The sequence below is a fragment of the Xanthomonas sp. D-109 genome, assembly GCF_017746095.1.
In the GTDB taxonomy this organism is placed as follows: Bacteria; Pseudomonadota; Gammaproteobacteria; order Xanthomonadales; family Xanthomonadaceae; genus Xanthomonas_A; species Xanthomonas_A sacchari.
This window is the reverse complement of sequence record NZ_JAGHWV010000011.1, coordinates 201,937-216,831: the sequence shown is the minus strand read 5'-3', so window position 1 is coordinate 216,831 and position 14,895 is coordinate 201,937. Positions and strand designations below refer to the sequence as shown.

Genomic DNA, 14,895 nt, shown 5'->3' with positions numbered 1-14,895 from the left:
TACCTGGGAGGTAATCGCGTCGTCCGATCGGCGTCGGCATGCTCGGCCCATCAACGACGAGGAGATGGCGATGAACGACCCGGACACGCTGGCACGTGCCTATCTTGCGCTATGGAACGATGCCGATGCGGCCTCGCGCGACCGGCGCTTGTCCGACGGCTGGACCGCCGATGCCCGCTACGCCGATCCGATGATGACCGGCGCAGGCCATGACGGCATCGCCGCGATGATCGCGGCTGCCCGCGCACAGATTCCCGGCCACCGATTCGCGCTGCGCGGCGCGCCCGATGCACACGGCCCCTTCGTGCGCTTCTCCTGGACGCTGTCGCCCGAACACGGCGCGCCGATCGCCGCCGGAACCGATATCGCCCGACTCGCAGCGGATGGGCGTATCGCCGAAGTCATCGGCTTTCTCGACAAGGACAGCGCATGACGCCGGCCTTCATCCCGCGTGGCGATGGTCATGCGCTGTTCGTGCGCGACTGGGGCGAGGGTCCGCCCGTGGTCCTGCTGGCGGGCTGGGCGATGGACGGCCGGATCTGGGGCGACACCATGCTCCACCTCAACGCCGCCGGCCTGCGCACCATCGCGTACGACCGCAATGGCCACGGACGCTCGACCGACCGTCCCGACTACGGCTACGACGCGCTCGCCGACGACCTGGCCGCCGTGCTGGAGACGCTCGACCTGGACGGTGTCACTCTGGTGGCGCATTCGGGGGCAGGCGGCGAGGCGATCCGCTATCTCGCGCGCCACGGTCGTACCCGGATCGCGCGATTGATCCTCGTCGGGGCGACCGGTCCGCGGGTCGTCGGCGACAGCGGGATCACCCCGGCACTGGTGGATGCACTGTGCGCGCAGCTCGCCTCCGACCTGTCGGGCTGGATCGACGCCAATATCGCACCCTTCGCGCCAGGTGCACCGGATCGCGTCAACGCATGGATGGCCGCCATGGTGCTGGACTGCTCCCGCCGCGCCGTGGTCGCGTTCCAGCGCACCATCGCGCTGAGCGATCTCTCGGCGGAGGCCGCCGCGCTTACGCTGCCTGTCACCATCCTGCATGGCGACCGCGACGTGTCCGCGCCGCTCGATGCCAGTGGCCGTGTCTATGCGGCGACCATCCCGGGCGCCGAACTGATCGTCTACGCAGGCGTGGCGCATGGCGTGATGGTGACGCATGCGGCGCGGCTTGCCGGCGATATCGTGCGGCGGGTGAGGTCCTGCCCATGAGCTGCGGGTCGGGGGCGAACGCGACGGCGCCGATCGTGTCGCCGAAGTGCAGATAGCGGAGACGTTGGCATGAACTTGAGGACACCTCCTGAGACCTACGTCATCACCTTCCACGTCAAGCTGGATCAGGTCGGCCGCTTTCGCGCGCTGCTCGACCCGGTGCTCAACGCGATGCGTCACGAGCAGACCTTCGTGCATGCGGCGCTGCACGTCGATCCCGAGCGACCGAATGTCTTCCAGCTGCACGAGACCTGGGCCGACCGCGAAGATGTCCTCGACGTGCAACTGCATCGGCCGTACCGGCGCGAGTGGCACGCCGCGTTGGACGATCTGCTGGTTGCGCCGAGGCAGATCGCCATCTGGACGGTGTTGCGCGCCGATTGAGGTCGGCCGCGAATGACGACGTGCGGTTGGAGGAGGCTGGACTCGGCGTTGCGCGAGCATCGTGGTGGTGACGATCGCGACCTGGCCGAGGTCGCGCAGGCCGATGCGCGGTTGCGTGCAAGGACATCGACGCCTCAGCGTCCATCGCTTGGCGCACCGTCCGTCTGCTGGCGCATCGTCGCGGGGCCGATCGAAGGCGCTGCGCAGGTGACCGCTGCGTCCGTCATCAGTTTCGCCAGCGCAGCCCGGGCGATCGGGCGCGCGGCCTTGTTGTCGAGGCGCGAAAGCCGGGTGATGTCCAGGCCCGTCGCTTGCGCAAGCCGCAGACCCAGGTAGTAGCCGAAGCGATCCGGCAGCCCATCCGGGGGACGACCGCCCATCTGCAGGGCACTGGAGGTCGCCGCGCTGTCGGCGTCGTCGAAATGTGCAGCGACGAAGCACAGGGCCACCGACCAGCGGCGATCGGTCGCTGCGCGAATAGGCGAGGGGATGTCGAGCAGCAATTGATGATCCGTCGCCTGTGGCATCAGTGTGGCAGTCGCGTCGACGGCCAGCGCTTCCTGCCACAGCGTGCACCAGAGTTGGTCGCAATCGGCGAAGTGGCGGGCGTGTTCCAGATGAAAGAGCTCGTGGATCAGGAACGGTTCGAGCGAATCGTCGGCGTGGTACTTCGCGATCAGGTCGGCGCCGAAGAGCATCACGTGCCGATGGCCCGGTTGCAGGTAGTCCGAACCGCCATCGCGCTGCCCGAGCGAGTGATAGAGGTAGATCGGCAGCGGTGACGCGAAGCCGGGAAATGCCCGCTTGAATCGCGCGATCGCGCCGCTCAGGGCGGCCGGGAAATCGCCGATGGCGCGGTCGTAGTCCTCGTGATCGACGGAAAGCTGATGCAATGCGGCGCCGATCCGCTTGTCTGTGCCGGCACCTTCTGGATAGAGCCCGGGCAGCATCGCATCGATGCGCGCCCGGACCGCCGCGATCCGTGCATCGTCCGGTTGGCCCGCCGTCTCGAGCGCGGCCTGTTCGAACGGCGTGGCGAGATCGACATAGTGTGTCGCTGGCGCCGCGCTAGCCGAATGAGCGATGGTCGAAAGGCCGATGGCGAGGCAGAAGCAGGTGAACAGCCTGTGCCCATTCCTGGCGTGTCCCATGGTCGCTCCTGTCGGATCCGGTGGAGGGGGAAGTCCCGCTTCGCGGGACATGCGTCGCGCCCATCGCGTCCGCAGTCACGGGCGAGTGAGTCCCGATCGCGGCTTCCAGCGTAGCGCGGTGGCGCTTCGCCACCTGGGCGCTTCCCGCTATTGCACGCGTGGGTTCGCATGGCCCAAGGGTCGGGATGTCAGTCCGGTGTTGCAAGAACAGCTGGCGCCGGCCCGGATCGGCTCACGCCGCCAGCCACCACCACGCGATCAGCGCGATCGACAGCGCGGCGACGCCGCCCAGCAGCCGCGGCCGCCGCCACCAGCGCCGCGGCTGGCGGTCGATGGCATTGGCGCCGGCCCGGCGCAGCAGGCCGCGGGCGAACCCATGGCGGTCCATGCTGCGATCGCAGGCGTCGATGCAGGCGCCGCACGCGGTGCAGGCGTAGTGCGCGCCGTTGCGCGGATCGATGCCGGCCGGGCAGGCCTGCACGCAGGCGTCGCAGGCCACGCAGTCGCCGAGCTGCTCGGCGCTGAACTTGGGCAGGGTGCCGGCATACGCAGCCAGGGCCTCGCCGCGGCTGCCGCCCTGGCCGGCGAGCTGGGCGATGCTGGCGCGCCAGGCATAGTCGCGGGCGGTGACGGGATCGAGCAGGCGCCGCCCGCGCTGGGCGATGCTGCCGTGGCCGCAGGCGCGGGCGCCGCGCGGTTCGCCGCGCATCGCGTCGTAGCCGATCAGCGGCGTGTCGCGGTCGCACAGCAGCGGCTGCAGGCGCGCGTACGGGCACAGGTAGCGGCAGACCTGGCTGCGCAGGAAGCCGGCATTGCCCCAGGTGGCCAGCGCGTAGAACAGCACCCAGAACGTCTCCCAGCCGCTCCAGGCGAACGGATGCAGGCGTGCGACCAGATCGGCGATCGGCACGAAATAGCCGACGAAGCTGACCCCGGTCCACAGCGCCACGCTCGCCCACACCACATGGCGCGCCGCGGCGGGCCAGCCGGCGAAACGGCGTTCGATCCAGGCGAAGGCATGGCCCCACACCGTCTGCGGACAGGCGACGCCGCACCACAGGCGCCCGGCGACGGTGGTGAGCACCGCCAGGGCCGCCGCGGCAGCCCCCAGCGCCAGCAGCAGCCAGCCGACGTCGTGCGGCCACAGGGTCCAGCCGAACAGGTCGAAGCGCCGCGCCGGCAGGTCCAGCAGCAGCGCCTGGCGGCCGTGCCAGCGCAGCCACGGCAGTACGTAGAAACCGGCAAACAGCAGCCAAAGCACAATGCGTCGCACCTGCGTGTAGCGTTTTGGCGGTGCAGGACCGGCCGCCGTGACGGGCGCAGTGACCAGGCGCAGGGGAATGGGACGCGGCATCGGCAGTCCGCTCAGGACAGCGGCGCGGCGTCGCCATGCGGCGCCGGACGCAACAGGAAACCGGTGAGCAGGCTCGAGGCCAGCGTCGCCAGCCAGAACATGAAGAAGCCCACCGTGTAGCCCAGTTCGCGGCTCAGCTGGCGGCCGGGGAAGGTGATGTCGCGCAGCGCCAGCGGATCGACCAGGGCGAAGAACAGCACGCTCATGGCGCCGGCGACCAGGAAACTCGGCCACAGGATCACCCCCAAGCGCTGCACCAGCGGGCGCGGCGCGTCTGGATCGAGCGGATCGAGCAGCGGATCGTCGGCTGAGGGCATGACGGTGGTTCCATCGCGAAAGGGAGATGCGGCATGCGCCAAGGCAGCGGCGCCACACGTCGCCGCGCCTGCCAGCCGCCTGGCCGCCGATCCCCCGTCGACACCGGCGTCGGCGCATGCCGCAGCTGCAGACTAGGCAGCGCGGGCAGGGCCGGCATTGATCCTGATCAAGGCCGCCGCTGCCATCGCGTGGAGACTGGGCCGGTCGAACGAGATGGAGCGGGCCATGCGGGACGAGATCGAAGGCATGCCCTTGCCGGGGCCGTACCTGTGCAGCGAGGCGGAGGTGCAGGCGCTGGTGGAGGCGTTCTACCGCCGCGTACGCGCCGATGCGGATCTGTCGGCGGTGTTCGCCGCGCACATCGAGGACTGGGACGCGCACCAGCACCAGCTGTGCGATTTCTGGTCGGCGATGCTGCGCGGCACGCGCCGCTTCCGTGGCGCGCCGATGCCGCGGCACATGGCCATGCGCGAACTCAGTGCACTGCTGTTCCAGCGCTGGCTGGGCCTGTTCCGCGCCACCACCGCCGAGCTGAGCAATGCGCCGATGCGGCTGCTGGCCGACGACATCGCCCAGCGCATCGCCGAGACCTTCTGGCGCCGCCACCAGATGAGCTGGCGCCCGTTCGAGCCGGTGTCGCCGCTGCCGCCGGCCACGTGCGCGGATTGATCCAGGTCAAGGCGGCCGCGCCGGGCGCCGCGCATGCTCGGTCCATGGACATCCTCACCGCGCCCGATCCCTCCGCCGCCTGGACCTTCGACGCCGACCTGCTGCGCCGCTACGACCGCCCCGGCCCGCGCTACACCTCGTACCCGACCGCGCCGCATTTCCAGACCGGCTTCGGCCCGGCGCAATTGTTCGCCGCGGTCCAGGCCAGCGATCCGCGGCGGCCGCTGTCGCTGTACGTGCACGTGCCGTTCTGCCGCAGTCCGTGTTTCTACTGCGGCTGCCACCGGGTCATCACCCGCGACCCGCAGCGCGGCCGCGCCTACGTGCAGCGGCTGCTGCGCGAGGCGGCGATGATGGCCGCGTGTTTCGACGGCGAGCGCGAGGTGGTGCAACTGCACCTGGGCGGCGGGACCCCCAACTTCCTCGCGCCCGAGCTGCTCGGCGAACTGGTGCAGGGCCTGCGCGGCCTGTTCCGCTTCAGCCAGGCGCCGGACCGCGAGATGTCCATCGAACTGGATCCGCGCACGGTGACCCCGCAGGACGTCGCCACCCTGGCCGAACTGGGCTTCAACCGCGCCAGCCTGGGCATCCAGGATTTCGACCCGCTGGTGCAGCAGGCGATGAATCGTCGCCAGGGCGTGCACGAGACCCTGGACATCCTGCGTGCCTGTCGAACGCACGGCATGCGCTCGGTCAACGTCGACCTGATCTACGGCCTGCCGCGGCAGACCCTGGCCGGGTTCGCGCAGACCCTGGAAACGGTGATCGCCGCGCGACCGGACCGCCTGGCGGTCTACGGCTACGCGCACATGCCGCAGCTGTTCAAGGCGCAGCGGCGCATCGCCGACGCCGAGCTGCCCGACGCCGAACAGAAGCTGGCGCTTCTCGGGCTGGCGGTCAGCAGGCTCTCGGCGGCCGGCTACCAGTACATCGGCATGGACCACTTCGCGCTGCCGCAGGAAGACCTGGCGCGCGCGCAGAGGCAGGGCAGCCTGCACCGCAACTTCATGGGCTACACCACCCACGCCGACACCGACCTGCTGGGCCTGGGCGTCAGCGCGATCAGCCGCATCGGCGCCAGCTACAGCCAGAACCAGCGCGACCTGCCGGCCTGGGAGGCGGCGGTGGATGCCGGCGACAGCCCGGTGCTGCGCGGCCTGCAACTCAGCACCGACGATGCCCTGCGCGCCGAGCTGATCCAGCAGCTGATGTGCCAGGGGCGGGTGGACGTGGCGGCGGTGGCGCGGCGCCACGGCATCGACGTCGCCAGCTATTTCCGCGAGGAACTGCGCGCGCTGGCGCCGCTGTGCGCGGACGGCCTGGCCGACTACCGCGACGGCGTGGTCCAGGCCACCGCCCGAGGCCGCCCGTTGCTGCGCCTGATCGCCATGTGCTTCGACCGCTACCTGCGCCAGCCCGACCAGCCGGCGCGCTACTCGCGCGCGATCTGAGCGCATCAAGCTTGCCGTTGGCATCCCCGGTGCCGCCGTGGCGGCGGTGCCGGGGATTTTTCGGCGGCGGTGCGCAGGCCTGCCGATGCCGGCATGTGGTGTCTCGGTTCGGCGCGTCTGGCGAATCGGCAGCGCCCTGCGGTTCACAAGCGCCGCGCGATCAGGCACGCTACGCGCCACCAGGCCCGGATGGCGAAACTGGTAGACGCATCGGACTTAAAATCCGCCGGGGGCAACCCCATGCCGGTTCGATTCCGGCTCCGGGCACCATGGGTGTGTAAGAGTTTCAGTGCTTTGGCGGCTCCGATCGGCTCCGCCGCTGTGCAGCTGCCTGCAGTTTAGAACTTGTACTGGCGCTGCCGAGGAATTCTTTGCCTGCCGACAAGGTGGTTGCATGCAGGTCGATGAAATCTACTATCGAGTTACCTATCTGGACCCAAAGATGCGCTTGCCCGTCATACAGGCTTACGTTTGTCTTGGGATGAATCTTTCTGATGAAGATGTGGAGGGCGATACCTGGTATTTTCAGGACGTCTTCAGCTATTACGAATCTGGTTCAGCGCTGACCGCAACAGGGTCAGACGTTCCCGTGGTATGTCTGTCAGACGACGAGTTGAAGGGCGACATGCTGGATGCCGATCGGCTCCATGACTTGTTGGAAGAGATCAGGGTCAAGCGCTACTGACGTGAATTCTGTAACCCACCATGACTTCGTTGAGTAGCGAATGAGATCGCTGCATGAAAAATGTAGATGGAATTTATTATAGGGTTACTTATCTTGATCCAGGGATGCGCTTCCCAGAGATAACGGCTTACGTTTTGCTTGGGGTGAATCTTTCTGACGAAGATGTGGATGGTGATATCTGGTATTTTCAGGACGTCTATAGCTATTGCGAGACGGGCTCAGCATTGACAGCTACGGAACCAGGCACTCCTGTGGAATGCCTCACTACCGAGCAGTTGGTAGGCGACATGTTTGACATCGATCAACTTCGTGCGTCATTAATAGAGGTCAAAGCTAGGTGTGGACGAAAATAAAATTAGCAAAAATATAGATGTCAATGCTTTTATTGAAAAAAATGGAAGTATGGAGCCCTTTTTGCTTAAAATATCGGAGCCGATTCCTTCAGGTGAAGATGACTTCTACTGTGTCGTACATATGCCTGGAGTGCTGACAGAAGATAGAAGAATTCTAGGAATTGATGCGACCCAGGCAAGCGAGTTGGCAGCTAATTTTGCTAGGTCTATGTTGGGTGATGCCAAGATTGTTGATGGAAATGGAGTTGCCATCAACTGGTGATGTAAGAAGTAATCAGATGAATCCGCCAGAATTTCGCTGGCGGATCTTCGTTATCGTCTATCCAGGCCGTCTTACTGGATGATTTCTCATCTGTATTTCTGAGAAGGAAGGCACCGGGCCATGGCCTCGCGACGCGCGTGTCTACTAGATGACAAGGCGCGCGCCGCATCACGCAAGCTTCGGCATTGCGTCATGGTTTGTTGCATTGCCGTTCGTTGGCGCAGTTCCAATCGCCGATACGCGCGACGCCTGAGTCTAGACTCGCCCGCATCTTTCGATGCGGGAGGGTAGAGGCGATGCAATTCTCGAACGACGATGAAGACGCCATCCTGCAGCGCCGCCGCACCTTTCTTCTCGGGACTGCGGGCGCGCTGGCACTGGGAATCACCGCACGTGCCGTAGGCGCTTCGCCGACGTCTGCCAGGCTGCATCACGTCGGCGGTGCCGATGCGCTGGCCACCGCTACGTCCGGGGTGTCCGGCATCGTGCATCCCGGCCTGTTGGTCACCGAGGCCGACCTGCAGCGCATCCGCGACAAGTTGGCTGCCAACGCCGAGCCGTGGGTGGGCGGTTGGAACATGATGCTCAAGACCAACGACACCAACCTCGACGCGACGCCGCGTCCCCTGGCGTTGGTGACGCGTGGCGTGGAGGGCGAGAACTATTGGCAGATGATCGGCGACATGGTGCGCACGCTGCACCTGGCCTTGCGCTGGAAGATCAGCAACGACGAGCGCTATGCGAAGAAGGCCATCGCGTTCCTCAATGCCTGGTCGTCGACCTTGACCGAACTGGGTGGCAACTCGAACGTCTATCTTGCCTCGGGCCTCTACGGCAACCAGTGGGCCAACGCCGCCGAGCTGATGCGGACGTACTCCGGTTGGGCGACGCAAGATCAGGCGCGCTTTCAGGCCATGCTGCTCAACGTGTTCTACCCGAAGTGCCACGACTTCCTGGTCGACCATAACGGCACGGAGATCAGAAAGGTCACGCACTATTGGGCCAACTGGGACCTGGCCAACATCTGCTCCATCTATGCGATCGGCGTGTTCTGCGACCGCGCCGACCTGATGGCCGAAGCGAGCGGCTACTACAAGACGGGTCGCGGCAACGGCGCGAGCGCCAACAACGTCTACTACCTGCATCCTGGGTATCTGGGGCAATGGCAGGAGAGCCATCGCGATCAGGGGCACTCGACCCTCGGCATCTCGCTGGCCGGCATGTTGTGCGAGATGGCCTGGAATCAGGGTGAGGATCTGTTCGGTCATTGGAATAACCGGTTGTTGGCCGGTGCGGAATACGTGGCCAAGACCAATCTGACCGATACCAGCGGCAATGCGCTGTTCACGCTGCCGTTCGCGCCCTACAACGGGGTGTTCGGATTGGGCACCGCGACGGCGGGCACCAATCAACTGCGGCCCAACTGGGAGCTCATCTGCAACCACTATGTGAACCGCAAGGGACTCGCGGCTCCCTGGAGCGAGGCGATGCGCGACATGATCCGGCCCGAGCGCGTCGATGGTGGCGATCAGCCTGGCATCGGTACCTTGCTCTACGCGCGCGATCCGGTCGCGCCGGCCGCACCCAGCGGCCTCAGCGCTTTCCTGAGCAACGGAAAGGTGCAACTGTCGTGGTGGGGCAGTGCAGGCGCTTCGCTGTACGTGGTGCAGCGGGCCGCGTCGCCCAACGGCCCGTTCGCGGCGATCGCGCGCGTCGCCGATCCGTGTACCTACACCGACGTTCCCGCGCAGGGCACCTGGTACTACCGCATCGTCGCACTGACCAAGGACGCCGGGCCGATACTCGGTGCGGAGACTGCGCGCGTGGCGGTTCCCGGTGAGTTGTGGTTGCACCTGCCGCTCAACGGCGATGCCAACGACGCCAGCGGCCGCGGGCGGCATGGACGCTTGCAGGGCGGCACCAGTTGGGGTGCAGGCCGTAACGGCGGCAGCGCCCTGCAGTTCGACGGCCGCAGCGGTCATGTGCTGCTGCCCGACGGTGCGGTGTCGGCATTGGGCGATGTCACGGTGGCGGTGTGGGTGTACTGGGATGCGTCGGTGGTCAACGCGCGCATTTTCGACTTCGGCTCCAACGACGTGGCGTACATGGCGCTGCTCGCACGCGACGGCAGCGGCAAGCTGCGCTTTTCGAGTTCCCGCAATCAGTTCTGGAACGAAGAGTCGGTCAAGGCCGATGCGTTGCCTACCGGGCGCTGGGTGCATGTGGCGGTCGCGCTCTCGGGGAAAGTGGGCACGCTTTACGTGGACGGCAAGCAAGTCGCCATTGCAGACGGCATCTGGATCAATCCCTTCCAGTTGGGCGAGACCACGCAGACCTGGCTGGGCCGCTCCCAGTACGGCGGCGATCCTTACTTCAAGGGCCGCATGCAGGATCTGCGCATCTACAGCGGCGCGCAGGACGCGGCCTTCATCGCAGGCCTCGCCCGCTGAGCGGGCGGGCAGCCGCGCTGCCCTTACTCCTTGAATAAGCATCGGTGCATGGCCGCACCGATGCGATCTCGCACATACCGGGAGTGTCTTTCCTGGCCTGTCCGCCCAGCCTATTCTCGGCCTTGCATTTTTAGAGACGGTCGGTCTAATATCGGCGCATGGAGCTTCCAGTCGCGTCATTGCAGCCTCGCCGCGGGCGGCCGCCAAAGTCGGAACGCGCGCTGCAGGACACGCGCGACCTGCTGTTGCGTGCCGGTATGGAAGTGCTGACCAGTCAGGGCTATGCGGCCACCGGGATCGACGCCGTGCTGTCCAGCGTCAAGGTGCCGAAGGGGTCGTTCTATCACTACTTCAGCAGCAAGAACGCCTTCGGCCTGGCGGTGCTCGAGGCGTACGACGCCTATTTCCTGCGCAAGCTCGATCGTCATCTGCAAGCCGACGAGGTGCCAGCCTTGCAGCGTCTGCGCCACTTCGTCGAGGACGCCCAGGAGGGCATGGAACGCTTCGACTTCCAGCGCGGTTGCCTGGTCGGCAACCTGGCTCAGGAAGTGACCACGCTGCCCGGCGACTTCCGCGCGCGTCTGGATGCCGTGCTGCTGGGCTGGCAGCAGCGGGTGGCCGACTGTCTGCGTTCGGCGCAGGCGGAGGGCGTGCTGGCCGCGCATGCCGACGCCGATGCTCTTGCCGCGTACTTCTGGATCGGCTGGGAAGGCGCGGTGCTGCGCGCACGGCTGGCGTGCAGCGTCGCGCCGATGCAGGTGTTCGCGCAGGGCTACTTCGCCGGCCTGCCGCGCTAGATCGGTTTGCTTCCTCTCTCATCCAAGGAGTGCTCATGTTCAACGCCATCCTCATCGACAAGGACGATGCCGGCTATCGCGCCGCGCTGCAGCCGCTGGACGACGCGGCCCTGCCGCCGGGGACGGTCACCGTCGAGGTCGCGTACAGCACGCTCAACTACAAGGACGCCCTGGCCATCACCGGTCAAGGGGGCGGCGTGGTGCGCCGCTTCCCGATGGTGCCGGGCATCGACCTGGCCGGTACCGTGCTGCACAGCGAAGATCCGGCCTATCGCGTCGGCGATGCGGTGCTGCTCAACGGCTGGGGCGTGGGCGAAAAACACTGGGGCGGCCTGGCCCAGCGCGCACGCGTGGACGGCGATTGGTTGATCCCCTTGCCGCAGGCGCTGAGCGCCCGCCAGGCGATGGCGATCGGGACGGCCGGCTACACGGCCATGCTGTGCCTGCTGGCACTGGAGCGCCATGGCCTGCGTCCCGAGCATGGCGAGGTGCTGGTCACCGGCGCCAACGGCGGCGTCGGCAGCTTCGCCATTTCCCTGCTGGCGCGCCGCGGCTACCGTGTGATCGCCTCCACCGGCCGTCCGCAGGAAGCGGACTATCTGAAGGCGCTTGGCGCGCAGGAGATCGTCGATCGCGCGACGTTGTCGCAACCAGGCAAGCCGCTGCAGGCCGAGCGCTGGGCCGCAGCGATCGATTCGGTCGGAAGCCACACCCTGGCCAACGTATGCGCCAGTACGCGCGCCGATGGGGCAGTGGCGGCATGCGGTCTGGCGCAGGGCATGGAGTTTCCCGCCACCGTCGCGCCGTTCATCCTGCGCGGGGTCAGCCTGCTCGGGATCAACAGCGTCACCCGTCCCAGGCACGAGCGCATCGAAGCGTGGTCGCGGCTGGCGATGGACCTGGACCTGTCACAGCTCGACGCCATCACCCGCGACATCGGCCTGGGTGAGGCCATCGGCGCCGCACCCGATCTGCTCGACGGCAAGGTGCGCGGACGCTTGGTGGTGGACGTCAATCGCTGAGGGGAGGGGCTGGCCTCGGCGGCGAGCCTCGACCGCGGTGCCGTGCGCAAGCCACCTGTCAGCCCGCCGCGACGGTAGGTCGATGCCGGCGGCGTGATGTTTCCTCGAGGCCGTCTGTCTGGAGGTGCAGCCGTTGTCGCATGCGGGCGCGCCGCCGATCCCAATCCGCAATGGAGTGTGGGCGGCGGTGCGGCTTGGTTTCCTGATGGCAATGAGCCACTGCCGGGCACGCAGTGAGGCGCCTTGGCGTTGGGATGGGCGTCGCTTTACGTCCCGAAGGCGGGCCCAGGGTGGCCACGTTGCCGTCTTCGACGAATCTCCCCCTTTGCAAGCTTCTTCGCCGAAACCACGCGCAACTGCGCCGCGGAACGCCTGGGAGCGGACTCGGGCGTCATCGCGTCCTGGCCCGGGCTGACGCTTCCGCGCGTCCGTGCCGGGCAGGCGCCGGCCTACCACGCCCAATGTGAACGCTCCGCTTTCTTTCACTTCGCCGAAAGGAGTGCGAAAGACAGCGTGCCTAGGCTCTGCCCCCATCAGCCGGAGAGCCACCTTGCGCGCCCAATGGAACATCCTTTGCGATTTTGACGGTACCGTGTCCCTGCAGGACGTGACCGACCGCCTGCTCGAGCACCTCGGGCGCCCCGGTTGGCAGGAACTGGAAGACGACTGGGTCGCCGGTCGGATCGGCGCCCGCGAGTGCATGAGCAAGCAGGTCGCGCTGCTCGACGGCGACGTCGATGCGCTGCACCGGGTGCTCGATGGCGTGCGGATCGATCCGGCCTTCGTGCGCTTCGTCGCGCTGGCCGAGCGCCTGGGCATCCCGCTGAGCATCGTCAGCGACGGGCTGGACTACGGCATCGCCCGCATCCTCGCCCGCCACGGCCTGCACCATCTGCCGATCATCGCCAACCGCCTGCTGCGCACCGATGCCGGCGAATGGCGCATGGCCTCGCCGCATGCGCGCCCGGACTGCCCAAGCGGCACCTGCAAGTGCGCGGTCATGGCGCAACAGCCGCCCGAGCGCGCCACCTTGCTGATCGGCGACGGCCGTTCCGATTTCTGCCTGGCCGGCAAGGCCGACCTGGTGTACGCCAAGGACGGGCTGCTGCGCCATTGCCGCGCCAACGGGATCGCCCACTGCGCGATCACCGGTTTCGACGACGCCATCGCCCTGCTGCCCGACCTGGCGGTGCCGGCGACCACCACCGTGTCCTTCCCGCTTCCCGTCACCCAACGAGCCTGATCCCGATGAACCGGAATGTTTCGCTTTCCTCGCTCGCACCGCTGCATGGCGATGCCGCGCCCGATCCGGAGGCGCTGCTGCGCACCGGTGCCGACCACCAGCGCGCGCTGAGCGATGCGCAGATGCTGGCCGACGAGTCCCAGTACTGCTCCTACGGCGACACCGTGCACTACAGCGAGCCGCCGCGCATCTTCGGCCGCTGCGACGGCAGCTACCTGTACGACACCGAAGAAGTGCCGTACCTGGATCTGCAGATGTGGTACTCGGCGGTCAACTTCGGCTACGCCAATCCGCGCCTGAACCAGGCGCTGACCCGCCAGATCGAGACGCTGCCGCAGGTCGCCAGCCAGTACCTGCACCCGACCAAGATCGAGCTGGCCAAGACCATCGCGGTCGATGCCGAGCGCAAGTGGGGCCGCAAGGGCCGCGTGCACTTCAACGTCGGCGGCGCGCAGTCGGTGGAAGACTCGCTGAAGCTGGTGCGCAACGCCAGCGCCGGCAAGAGCCTGGTGTTCGCCTTCGAAGGCGGCTACCACGGCCGTACCCTCGGTGCCTCGGCGATCACCTCGTCGTACCGCTACCGCCGCCGCTTCGGTCATTTCGACCGCGCCCAGTTCATCGAATTCCCGTACCACTTCCGCGGCCCCAAGGGCATGTCCAAGGAAGAGTACGGCGAGCAGTGCGTGGCCAAGTTCGAGCGCCTGTTCGAGACCGAGTACAACGGCGTGTGGGATCCCAAGGCCGGGCAGTGCGAGTACGCGGCGTTCTACGTCGAGCCGATCCAGGGCACCGGCGGCTACGTGATCCCGCCGCCGAACTTCTTCACCGGCCTGAAGCGGGTGCTGGACAAGTACGGCATCCTGATGGTGGTGGACGAAATCCAGATGGGCTTCTTCCGCACCGGCAAGCTGTGGGCGATCGAGCATTTCGGCGTGACCCCGGACGTGCTGGTGTTCGGCAAGGCGCTGACCAACGGCCTCAATCCGCTGGCCGGCATCTGGGCGCGCGAGGAGCTGATCAACCCGACCGTGTTCCCGCCGGGTTCGACCCACTCCACCTTCGCCTCCAACCCGCTGGGCACCGCGGTCGGCCTGGAGACCATGCGCATGCTGGCCGAGACCGACTACGAGTCGATGGTCATGGCCAAGGGCGCGCACTTCCTGGACGGCCTGCGTGACCTGCAGAAGCGCCACCCGGAAATCGGCGACGTCGACGGCCTGGGCCTGGCCCTGCGTGCGGAAATCTGCCAGGCGGACGGTTTCACGCCGAACCGCAAGCTGCTCGACACCATGGTCGACATGGGCCTGGAAGGCGAGCTGCGCCACAACGGCAAGCGCATCGGCCTGATCCTGGACGTGGGCGGTTACTACAAGAACGTCATCACGCTGGCGCCGTCGCTGCACATCAGCCACGAAGAGATCGACCTGGGCCTGTCCTTGCTGGACCAGTTGCTGACCCGCGCCAAGCAGGTCGCATGAGCCGGGCGGGAGACGACGCGCGCGGTTCGCGTTGCCTCCCGCCGTTGT

At 66.9% G+C, this 14,895-nt stretch carries 16 protein-coding genes and 1 tRNA gene; 14 read left to right on the top strand and 3 right to left on the bottom strand.

Going from position 1 to position 14,895, the window contains the following annotated elements; translation table 11 throughout:
* Window positions 1–70 precede the first annotated feature (70 nt).
* From J7357_RS12480 to J7357_RS12470, 3 genes are all read left to right on the top strand, one after another.
* Window positions 71–433, top strand: coding sequence for a nuclear transport factor 2 family protein (locus tag J7357_RS12480; protein WP_209246832.1), 363 nt, complete (start codon window positions 71–73; stop codon window positions 431–433).
* Window positions 430–1,230 carry an alpha/beta hydrolase gene (locus tag J7357_RS12475; RefSeq protein ID WP_209246830.1) on the top strand — a complete coding sequence of 267 codons (801 nt, stop codon included), beginning with the start codon at window positions 430–432 and terminating at the stop codon, window positions 1,228–1,230. Before J7357_RS12480 ends, J7357_RS12475 begins: the two co-directional genes overlap by 4 nt.
* Window positions 1,231–1,299: 69 nt before the next feature.
* Window positions 1,300–1,614, top strand: coding sequence for an antibiotic biosynthesis monooxygenase (locus J7357_RS12470; RefSeq protein ID WP_209246828.1), 315 nt, complete (start codon window positions 1,300–1,302; stop codon window positions 1,612–1,614).
* Window positions 1,615–1,748: 134 nt separating this feature from the next.
* Here J7357_RS12470 and J7357_RS12465 read toward each other — a convergent pair whose 3' ends face one another.
* The 3 genes from J7357_RS12465 to J7357_RS12455 all read right to left on the bottom strand — a co-directional run bounded on the left by J7357_RS12465 (window position 1,749) and on the right by J7357_RS12455 (window position 4,436).
* Window positions 1,749–2,765, bottom strand: a complete 1,017-nt coding sequence (locus J7357_RS12465) for a hypothetical protein (protein ID WP_209246826.1) — start codon at window positions 2,763–2,765, stop codon at window positions 1,749–1,751.
* 232 nt (window positions 2,766–2,997) lie between these two features.
* Window positions 2,998–4,026, bottom strand: a complete 1,029-nt coding sequence (locus J7357_RS12460) for a 4Fe-4S dicluster domain-containing protein (protein WP_343237412.1) — start codon at window positions 4,024–4,026, stop codon at window positions 2,998–3,000.
* Between the two features lie 104 nt (window positions 4,027–4,130).
* The gene (locus J7357_RS12455; protein WP_209246824.1) at window positions 4,131–4,436 is read right to left on the bottom strand and encodes a hypothetical protein; all 306 of its coding nucleotides are present in this window, start codon (window positions 4,434–4,436) and stop codon (window positions 4,131–4,133) included.
* Window positions 4,437–4,662: 226 nt separating this feature from the next.
* Between J7357_RS12455 and J7357_RS12450 the strand changes: the two genes are divergently transcribed.
* From J7357_RS12450 to J7357_RS12400, 11 genes are all read left to right on the top strand, one after another.
* Window positions 4,663–5,106: a group III truncated hemoglobin gene (locus J7357_RS12450; RefSeq protein ID WP_244667467.1), complete on the top strand. Its 444-nt coding sequence runs from the start codon at window positions 4,663–4,665 to the stop codon at window positions 5,104–5,106.
* A 44-nt stretch (window positions 5,107–5,150) separates the two neighbouring features.
* Window positions 5,151–6,557 (top strand): oxygen-independent coproporphyrinogen III oxidase, encoded by a 1,407-nt coding sequence (gene hemN, locus J7357_RS12445; RefSeq protein WP_209246820.1) that lies wholly within the window; start codon window positions 5,151–5,153, stop codon window positions 6,555–6,557.
* A 183-nt stretch (window positions 6,558–6,740) separates the two neighbouring features.
* A tRNA-Leu gene (locus J7357_RS12440) sits at window positions 6,741–6,827 on the top strand.
* Window positions 6,828–6,951: 124 nt separating this feature from the next.
* Window positions 6,952–7,242, top strand: coding sequence for a hypothetical protein (locus J7357_RS12435; protein ID WP_209246818.1), 291 nt, complete (start codon window positions 6,952–6,954; stop codon window positions 7,240–7,242).
* A 53-nt stretch (window positions 7,243–7,295) separates the two neighbouring features.
* Complete coding sequence (locus tag J7357_RS12430) at window positions 7,296–7,595, top strand: hypothetical protein (RefSeq protein WP_209246816.1); 300 nt, start codon at window positions 7,296–7,298, stop codon at window positions 7,593–7,595.
* Complete coding sequence (locus tag J7357_RS12425) at window positions 7,582–7,857, top strand: hypothetical protein (RefSeq protein ID WP_209246814.1); 276 nt, start codon at window positions 7,582–7,584, stop codon at window positions 7,855–7,857. Before J7357_RS12430 ends, J7357_RS12425 begins: the two co-directional genes overlap by 14 nt.
* Before the next feature lie 296 nt (window positions 7,858–8,153).
* Window positions 8,154–10,307: a LamG-like jellyroll fold domain-containing protein gene (locus tag J7357_RS12420; protein ID WP_209246812.1), complete on the top strand. Its 2,154-nt coding sequence runs from the start codon at window positions 8,154–8,156 to the stop codon at window positions 10,305–10,307.
* Window positions 10,308–10,486: 179 nt separating this feature from the next.
* Entirely contained in the window at window positions 10,487–11,104 is a 618-nt protein-coding gene (locus tag J7357_RS12415; RefSeq protein ID WP_244667466.1) for a TetR/AcrR family transcriptional regulator, read from the top strand.
* A gap of 35 nt (window positions 11,105–11,139) precedes the next feature.
* Window positions 11,140–12,126, top strand: a complete 987-nt coding sequence (locus J7357_RS12410; protein WP_209246810.1) for an MDR family oxidoreductase — start codon at window positions 11,140–11,142, stop codon at window positions 12,124–12,126.
* 550 nt (window positions 12,127–12,676) lie between these two features.
* Window positions 12,677–13,369, top strand: coding sequence for an MtnX-like HAD-IB family phosphatase (locus J7357_RS12405; protein WP_209246808.1), 693 nt, complete (start codon window positions 12,677–12,679; stop codon window positions 13,367–13,369).
* Between the two features lie 122 nt (window positions 13,370–13,491).
* Window positions 13,492–14,847 carry an aminotransferase class III-fold pyridoxal phosphate-dependent enzyme gene (locus J7357_RS12400; RefSeq protein ID WP_198526533.1) on the top strand — a complete coding sequence of 452 codons (1,356 nt, stop codon included), beginning with the start codon at window positions 13,492–13,494 and terminating at the stop codon, window positions 14,845–14,847.
* Window positions 14,848–14,895 lie beyond the last annotated feature (48 nt).

Excerpts from the sequence above, each read along its gene's own strand:
- J7357_RS12430 (WP_209246816.1), top strand. The coding sequence starts at position 7,296 with ATGAAAAATGTAGATGGAATTTATTATAGGGTTACTTATCTTGATCCA.
- hemN (WP_209246820.1), top strand. The coding sequence starts at position 5,151 with ATGGACATCCTCACCGCGCCCGATCCCTCCGCCGCCTGGACCTTCGAC.
- J7357_RS12435 (WP_209246818.1), top strand. The coding sequence starts at position 6,952 with ATGCAGGTCGATGAAATCTACTATCGAGTTACCTATCTGGACCCAAAG.
- J7357_RS12475 (WP_209246830.1), top strand. The coding sequence starts at position 430 with ATGACGCCGGCCTTCATCCCGCGTGGCGATGGTCATGCGCTGTTCGTG.
- J7357_RS12480 (WP_209246832.1), top strand. The coding sequence starts at position 71 with ATGAACGACCCGGACACGCTGGCACGTGCCTATCTTGCGCTATGGAAC.
- J7357_RS12455 (WP_209246824.1), bottom strand. The coding sequence starts at position 4,436 with ATGCCCTCAGCCGACGATCCGCTGCTCGATCCGCTCGATCCAGACGCG.
- J7357_RS12420 (WP_209246812.1), top strand. The coding sequence starts at position 8,154 with ATGCAATTCTCGAACGACGATGAAGACGCCATCCTGCAGCGCCGCCGC.
- J7357_RS12410 (WP_209246810.1), top strand. The coding sequence starts at position 11,140 with ATGTTCAACGCCATCCTCATCGACAAGGACGATGCCGGCTATCGCGCC.
- J7357_RS12400 (WP_198526533.1), top strand. The coding sequence starts at position 13,492 with ATGCTGGCCGACGAGTCCCAGTACTGCTCCTACGGCGACACCGTGCAC.
- J7357_RS12465 (WP_209246826.1), bottom strand. The coding sequence starts at position 2,765 with ATGGGACACGCCAGGAATGGGCACAGGCTGTTCACCTGCTTCTGCCTC.
- J7357_RS12450 (WP_244667467.1), top strand. The coding sequence starts at position 4,663 with ATGCGGGACGAGATCGAAGGCATGCCCTTGCCGGGGCCGTACCTGTGC.
- J7357_RS12470 (WP_209246828.1), top strand. The coding sequence starts at position 1,300 with ATGAACTTGAGGACACCTCCTGAGACCTACGTCATCACCTTCCACGTC.